The organism is Streptomyces mayteni (assembly GCF_054783955.1).
Genome location: NZ_BAAGPR010000226.1, coordinates 1 through 4,235 on the forward strand (window position 1 = coordinate 1; position 4,235 = coordinate 4,235).

Consider the following 4,235-nt stretch of genomic DNA (forward strand, 5'->3'; position numbering starts at 1 on the left):
CGCCCGGCGGCACGCGGCCGCCGTCGCCGCGGCCAGGTCGGGCGGCGAAGCGGGCCGCGGGCCCTACGCCGGCTCGGAGAGCTCGACCGTGGCGCTCCGGCCGTCGCCCGAGGGCTGGCCGAGGCCGTCGTCGCCGCTGTCGCCGCTGTCGCCGCCGGAGAGGAGCAGCCAACCGCCGAGCGCGACGGCGCAGACGACGGCGGCGGCCGTCACCGCCAGCCGGCGCCGGTGGCGGGCCGCCGGGGTGTGCCGGGCGGAGCCGGCGCGTGGCTCGCCGGCGGGCCTGATGGTGCGCGCGGTGCCGTGCGCGCCCCCGGCCAGCTCCTCCGCGTCCGGCACGCGCATCCGGGTGTGGGTCTCGCGCTCCGAGTCGGGCGCCGTGCCGCGCACCAACGGCACCGCCGCGCGCCCCCCACCGCCGCCGGTGGCGGTGGCGGCCATGGCCACGGCGGGCTCCTCGACCACGGCCGGCTCGGCCGCGGCCCCCGGGTCGCCGATGTCGAGCGGCGGCAGCCCCGCCAGGTCGGGCAGCAACTCACGGAGCCGGGAGGCGAGTTCGGCGGCGCGCAGCCGGGAGGCCGGGGCCTTGGCGAGGCACTGCTGGATCAGCTCCCACAGCTCGCGCGGGATGCCGGGCAGCTCGGCCGCGGTCTCGGTCACCTGGCGGCGCAGCACGGCGCCCGGGTGCCCGCCGCCGAACGGGGTGAAGCCGGCGAGCAGTTCGTAGAGCACGGTGACGAGGGCGTAGATGTCGACGGCGGCGCGGGGCGGCAGGCCCTCCACGATCTCCGGGGCCAGGTAGTCGGGGGTACCGACGACCCCGCCCTTGCCGCCGTGTCGGGGCTCGTCGATCAGCTTGGCGACGCCGAAGTCGGTGAGGAGCGCGACGCGGCCGCCCTCCGGCGTGTCGAGCAGGATGTTCTCGGGCTTGACGTCGCGGTGCACGATGCCGGCGGCGTGCGCCACGGCGAGGCCGTTGGCCACGGCGGCGACGATCTCGACGGCCTCGCGGGGCGCGACGCGGCGCTCGCGCTCCAGGTGGCGGCGCAGGTCGGGGCCGCGCACCAGGTCCATGACCAGCGCGACCTCCTGGTCCTCGCGGGTCTCGTCAGGACCCGCGATGAGCAGGTCGCGGACGCCGACGATGTTGGGGTGTTCGAGACCGAGCAGGGCGTGCCGCTCGTGGGCGAAGCGCTCGGCCAGGTCGCGGTCCGCCGCCAGGTCCTCACGCAGGAGCTTGATCGCCACGGGACCGTCCGGCCCTTCCCCGAGCCAGACCGTTCCGGCGCTGCCGCGGCCGAGCACACGGTGGGCGGTGTAGTGGCTGCCGATGTTCCGTGCCATGGCGTGAGGCTACGACGACCCGTCAGGTGACGGGACTACCGCGTGCCCGGCTTGCCCGGTTTTATTGGCATGCCCCGGCGAAATTCCACCCTGGGAAGTCGATAAATCTCCGAGGTCATCGATTATTCGGGGACGCTGTTCTGGATGTCATCGACGTTCCGATTGGCTTCCTCGATCAAGCCGAGCCATTCCCGAACATCGTCGAACCATGTGGTGACGGTGTCCCAGAAACTCCGGCCGTCCGCAATCCAGTCCTGAAGCGGCGTGAAGTTCCAGACGAGAAAGGCGATCACGACCAGGATCAGCACCATGAACAGGCAGCCCTTGAGGCAGCCGAGGCCGGGGATGCGCATCGGGTTCGCGCTGCGTGACCGGCCGCGCGGCTCGTCCTGCCGGCGGGGCGACGGCTCCTGGTACGGCGGCGGCACCGGCGGCTGGTAGCGCTGCGGCTGCTGGTACTGCTGCGGGGGCGCCTGGTACTGCTGGGGCTGGTACTGCTGCGGCGGCGGTGCGACCGGGTAGCCGTAGGCGCCGCCCTGCTGCTGGGGCGGGGGCGCGACGCGCTGCGGGCGGCGCTGGGGGCGCCGCTGCGGGGCGCGCTGGAGCGGGTCGAGCGCCGGCTCGGCTGGCTGGACCCTGGTCGGCTCGTTGCGGTCGCGGGCGGCGCGCAGCTGGTTTCCCCAGGCCGTCGGCAGCTCGGGTTCCGGGGCGCCCTGGGCCGGCATGGCGCGGGTGGCCGACAGGTCGTCGCCGCCACCGCCCTGGCCTGGGCCGGCGCCGTGCTGCGGGAGCACGCTGGTGGCCCCTGGGGGCACCGCCCAGACGGAGTCTGGGGGCGGGTCGGCCGCACCGCCGGCCGCGCCGCCGGGCAGCACCTGGGTGGGCTCGGCCGATCCCGGCGGGCTGATGCCGGTGCCCGGCACCAGGACCGGCGCGGTGTCGGGCGCGAGCAGCGCGGCGACGCCGAGCGCGGCCGTGCGCTGCTCGGGGCTGGCGCCCTCCGCGATGCCGGCGGCGACGGTGCGCAGCGAGCGGGCCAGCGAGGTGGCGCTCGGCCGCTCGTCCGGGCTCTTGCGCAGGCAGCAGTCGATCACCGTCCACAGCGGGTCGGGCAGCCCGGCGGGCCTGCGGGGCTCGTCGGTCAGGTGCCTGCGCAGGATCTCCAGGGTGCTGCCGCCGCCGAACGGCGGGTTCCCGGTGAGCAGTTCGTAGAGCACGATGCCGGCGGCGTAGACGTCGACGGCCGAGGTCTGCTGGCGGCCCTCGGCCGACTCGGGGGCGACGTAGGACGGCGTGCCGACGAACTCGCTGGCGCGGGTGACGCCGGGCGCGTCGGCCAGCCTGGCGATGCCGAAGTCGGTGAGCATCGGCCGCAGCGCGGCCTGCTCGTCGTTCGCGCCGGCGAGCAGCACGTTGGCCGGCTTGAGGTCGCGGTGCACGATGCCGCGGGCGTGGGCGGCGGCCAGCGCGTCGGCGATCTGGGCGGTGAGCAGGGCCGCCGCCACCGGCGTGAACCGGCGGTTCTCGTAAAGGTAGCGGTGCAGGTCGGGCCCGTCGATCAGGTCCATGACCAGCGCTATCATCTCGCCCTCGACGACCAGGTCGCGGGTGCGGACGATGTTCTGGTGGTTGTCCCCGCTGAGCCTGAGCAGCACGGCGCGCTCGCGCAGGAAGCGCATCACGACGTCGGGGTCGGCGGCCAGCTCCTCCTTGAGGACCTTGATGGCGACGAGTTCGCCCGGCTGCCCCGCCACCGCCGCCTCGTTCCCCGCGGCCTCGCGCTGCCGGCCGCGGTAGACGGTGCCCGTGGCACCGCGCCCCAGGGGCTCTTCGAGCAGGTATTTGCTGCCGACCGGCCGCACGTGCGCTCCCTGGTGCTTCGCTGATGGTGACGGGTTCGAGGTTCGAGTTCCCTACTGTAGTGCGACCGCCTGTGCTACGGCGGCGCTGCCCGATCCCGGTCGGGTCACGTGGTGGGACGCGGCTCCCGCCCGCTTGGTTGCGCCGCGCGGCCGCGCGGGCCGTTACGATCACCTGCGCCACCGCGGGCGGCGAAGTGGCCGCCAGCGATCAGTTTTGGTCAGAACTTCTGCCCGGTTTCCGGTCAGAAACAGGCAATCAAGATCATTAAGTGGCGGGCGCGCGGCGGACTGTCAGTGGCGGGTGCGAGGATGCTTCTCGCATCAGCATCCGATGCGACGACTGGTGCGATCGGGCGCGTGACAGCCGGGGCTGGCGTGGTGACCGGGAGGGCCGATGCCGATTCAGATCAGGTTGACCGTTCTCGTTCACGGAGACGCCGCCTCAGGCGTCGACGTGCAGGTCAACGCCCCCGCCGACACCCCGCTCGCCGCCGTGCTCGGGCCGCTGGCCACCGCGGTGGCCCCCGGCTCCGCCACCCCGAGCGTCGTCTTCTGCGAGGACCGAAGGCTCGACCCGCGGCGCACCCCGCTCGGCCAGCCGCCCCTGGTGGACGGCGCGGTGCTCGCCTTCCACCGGCCCGTCGAGGGCCCGGGCCCCGAGCCGGTGCCCGGCCGGCTGCTGGTGGTCGCCGGTCCCGACGCGGGCGGTGTGCACCTGCTGCGCGGCGGCGAGGCCAGGATCGGCCGCTCGGCCGAGGCCGACATCCCGCTCGACGACCCGGACGTCTCCCGGATGCACTGCGCGGTGGCCCTCGGCCCCGGCGGCCGGGTCACCGTCACCGACCTCGGCTCGCGCAACGGCACGCTGCTCGACGGCCGGCCGGTCACCGGCGGCCCGGTGGCGATGCCGCCCGGCGCGCTGCTGCGGCTCGGCGAGTCGCTGATAAGAGTCGAGGCGGCCGGCACCCCGCCGCCGCCCTCCTCGTCCCCGCCGGCCGAGGTGCCGCAGCCCCGCCGGCGCGGCCTCCC

General features: G+C 75.2%; 3 protein-coding genes. 1 reads left to right on the plus strand and 2 read right to left on the minus strand.

All coding sequences use genetic code 11. From position 1 onward, the window contains the following. Positions 1 to 63: 63 nt before the first annotated feature. Positions 64 to 1,344: a serine/threonine-protein kinase gene (locus ACYVPE_RS39365; RefSeq protein ID WP_461038655.1), complete on the minus strand. Its 1,281-nt coding sequence runs from the start codon at positions 1,342 to 1,344 to the stop codon at positions 64 to 66. Positions 1,345 to 1,466: 122 nt separating this feature from the next. After that, a complete protein-coding gene (locus ACYVPE_RS39370; protein ID WP_461038656.1) occupies positions 1,467 to 3,206 on the minus strand; it encodes a serine/threonine-protein kinase in 1,740 nt (579 codons plus the stop codon). Positions 3,207 to 3,600: 394 nt separating this feature from the next. On the opposite strand from ACYVPE_RS39370, the gene ACYVPE_RS39375 reads away from it, so the two are divergent. Beyond that, positions 3,601 to 4,235 (plus strand): FHA domain-containing protein (locus ACYVPE_RS39375; RefSeq protein WP_461038657.1); only part of this gene is annotated, 635 nt, incomplete at its 3' end.

What these genes read in the sequence shown, in the direction of transcription:
- ACYVPE_RS39365 (WP_461038655.1), bottom strand. Translation starts at nt 1,344, where the DNA reads ATGGCACGGAACATCGGCAGCCACTACACCGCCCACCGTGTGCTCGGC.